General features: G+C 27.9%; 5 protein-coding genes. All 5 read right to left on the minus strand.

Annotated elements, in window-relative coordinates; translation table 11 throughout:
• Positions 1-127: 127 nt before the first annotated feature.
• Positions 128-343 carry a hypothetical protein gene (locus tag O970_RS09230; RefSeq protein WP_133459413.1) on the minus strand — a complete coding sequence of 72 codons (216 nt, stop codon included), beginning with the start codon at positions 341-343 and terminating at the stop codon, positions 128-130.
• A 225-nt stretch (positions 344-568) separates the two neighbouring features.
• The gene (locus O970_RS09235) at positions 569-976 is read right to left on the minus strand and encodes a hypothetical protein (protein WP_133459414.1); all 408 of its coding nucleotides are present in this window, start codon (positions 974-976) and stop codon (positions 569-571) included.
• Positions 977-979: 3 nt separating this feature from the next.
• Positions 980-1,687, minus strand: coding sequence for a glycoside hydrolase family 108 protein (locus tag O970_RS09240; RefSeq protein WP_238610631.1), 708 nt, complete (start codon positions 1,685-1,687; stop codon positions 980-982).
• Between the two features lie 83 nt (positions 1,688-1,770).
• Positions 1,771-2,193: a hypothetical protein gene (locus tag O970_RS09245; protein WP_238610632.1), complete on the minus strand. Its 423-nt coding sequence runs from the start codon at positions 2,191-2,193 to the stop codon at positions 1,771-1,773.
• The coding region (locus O970_RS09250) for a M15 family metallopeptidase (protein WP_133459416.1) at positions 2,177-2,671 on the minus strand (495 nt) is incomplete at its 5' end. The genes O970_RS09245 and O970_RS09250, both read right to left, overlap by 17 nt.

Genomic DNA, 2,671 nt, shown 5'->3' on the forward strand with positions numbered 1-2,671 from the left:
GTTGTACCCATTTCTCTTTAATACAAATAAAAACCATAAAATAGGTAACCATTGTTTCATAAATTATCTACTCCAAAGACTTTTTTGCCATCTCTGACATTTGAACACGATGACACCTATTATTTGATTATTTCGGTTTATCTAAACAGTAAGGATTTTTTTGTTTTGCCCATTCATTAATGTAAACGGATACCCAAAATAAATCATCTTTATCTGCTTTAATGTTTAATCTTGGTTTTATTATTTTCCAATAATAACTTGATACTGAAGAAGCTATTTCTGGTTGAGTTGCTACTTGTTCTGCTGCTAGTATAGATGAAGCTAATTTTAAATAAGCTACCACGCTTTAGCATTTTTTTAAGTTTATGGTATTATTTGACAACGTCTATCAACAAATATTTCTCTTTTTGTTTGTTTATCAATTAATACTTTTATCATAATGGATATCGCGTTAGTATTAAAAAGTCATTCGTACTTCCATTAATTCCAATATTAATTAGATAAATATTATCAATGTTGCTATTGTCTTAAAAGACATTCAGATCTTTTACAATATACAAATCACTATTTAATAGTTTTCAATTTTTTCAGGAAGTAATGTTGCTTTCTTTGCAAAATAATATTCTCCATTAGGATTTTTAATCAAATTCCAAACTAAATTGTTTTCTTGTAGCTTAATAATAGCTGTACCATTTTTACCACCAAAAGTACTATCAAAATGAACTTCAATTTCATTATTAATTAATTTAGATGAAAAAGGTATCGGGCAATCTATCTTGTTACCATAATTAACAATAGAGCATAATTCCCCATCAACTTTATTATTAGCATCAATTTTCAATTGTATTGAAAAAACACTATAAGGTATTTGATTTTTTTCTAGATAAACTTCTTCGGTCCAAGTTTGATTAATATCTAAAGCGCATGCATAATCTAAATGCAATAAAAAAAATAAAACAAAAAATATGTTTCTCATACACTAATCCTCTTCAATTTCCACTGTTAAACAATCATCTACTCTATTTAACCAACCTTTTAGAAATACATGGTTTTTCGTATGGGTGCCATCCTTTTTAATAGCTAAATTAGTATAATATTCTTTTCTAATTTCAGTAATACGTGTTAATAATTTATCCTGTTCAGAAAGAGAATTTATAATAAGAGCTGTTGCTTTTCCCATTTTGCCATCAATATTAAGATCTTGATTAAACTCGTTTACTAGAAGTTGTTGTATTTTTTTTATTGCTCCCCCCGAAGTAATTGACCAATCATATATCATTAACCCTAATCTATCATTTTCTATTCTGCAAAATCCTTTTGGTTGCCAATATCTTTTTCTATAGATAATTTCAGCCTGTTCATCTGTAAGTTTTTTTAAATTATCTAAAGTAGGATCTATTCCCAAATCTTGCTTTGCATATGCCACCCATGTATTCCAAGCTATTCCTCTATTTGTTGCTCCTCCTGAATCATTTGGGTTATTTACATATCCTCCTTCATGCCTTAATACTATTTTTGAAATTCTATGAAATTTTATTGAACAATAATCTATTTTATTTTCTCTCAGAATAGAAATTCCCACAGGATGAATAAACCATGCTTTACCATCCATTGATAGGTTAGAAAGTATCGGCGTGTTAGCATTAACAGGGGTTTGGTTAGAGATTGCACTTTGCGCCTCTTCCACCATAAAGATGGTTTTATGTGCAGTTCATTCAATTTTCTTCAATATCTTAACCGAGACATTTCACATATATAACTCATGATTCACTAAAAACGCCATGATAAACATTTTTTATTTTCATGAGCTTCATTTAAAATTTGTTGGATAGATTTATAAATATCTTTTATTGCTTGATTTAAATCAGAGTCTAGTAATGACGATTCAATGACTTGGTCATTTTCAACGTAAAAATCATAATTAACACTTAAAATTTTGCGAAATTTTTCATAAATGGGGAGGTCATAATAATCAAATTTAGCATGGATATTATAATTATGAGTTTTGCTTTTTATAACTTTAATCTTACTTGAAAATGTTTCTCCATAAACATTCAATACTAATTCGTTACTTTTTTTGTAATCGCAAATTAATTCTGCCCCTTCAGTTGAAAACGATTGAGTTTCAAAAATATCAGCATTAGCATTTCCAATAAGAGAATAAAATATTAAAATATTAATTAATATTGACATAACCTTCAGCATCTATATCTCCTGCATTATATTTTTTTAAAAGTTGAGTAGTAGTAAAACCGTATCTAAATTCAAAATGTGGATAATCTTTAAATGTAACCCAGTCACCACCCCATAAAAAGCCGTACGATTTTGCTATTTCTACAATTTCTTTTATTTTTGGGTGTTTATTGTCAAAATAAATGGCCTTTTTATCTAAAATTTCTACCACATCAATCGCCAATCCATAATTATGAAAACTATATCCACCTTTAACTGTTGTTACAATGGGTTCTGAATTTTTTCTACCTTTATCGTAAAGTTTATTTTGTTCTTCAATAGATCTATAACCATCAGAAACCCTTAACTTTAAATTTAATTTTCTTTCAGCATCATTTATAAAATCTATAGTATGTTGACGAATTTTAGGGTGTAATAATGTAATCTTCTTGTTTGTATTATTATCCCAGGTTTCAGTTTTTTTATTTTCAATCAGACA

The sequence above is a fragment of the Candidatus Schmidhempelia bombi str. Bimp genome, assembly GCF_000471645.3.
GTDB classification, from domain to species: Bacteria; Pseudomonadota; Gammaproteobacteria; order Enterobacterales; family Orbaceae; genus Utexia; species Utexia bombi.

Coding starts and splice junctions, on each gene's coding strand:
- O970_RS09235 (WP_133459414.1), bottom strand. CDS start 976: ATGAGAAACATATTTTTTGTTTTATTTTTTTTATTGCATTTAGATTAT.
- O970_RS09245 (WP_238610632.1), bottom strand. CDS start 2,193: ATGTCAATATTAATTAATATTTTAATATTTTATTCTCTTATTGGAAAT.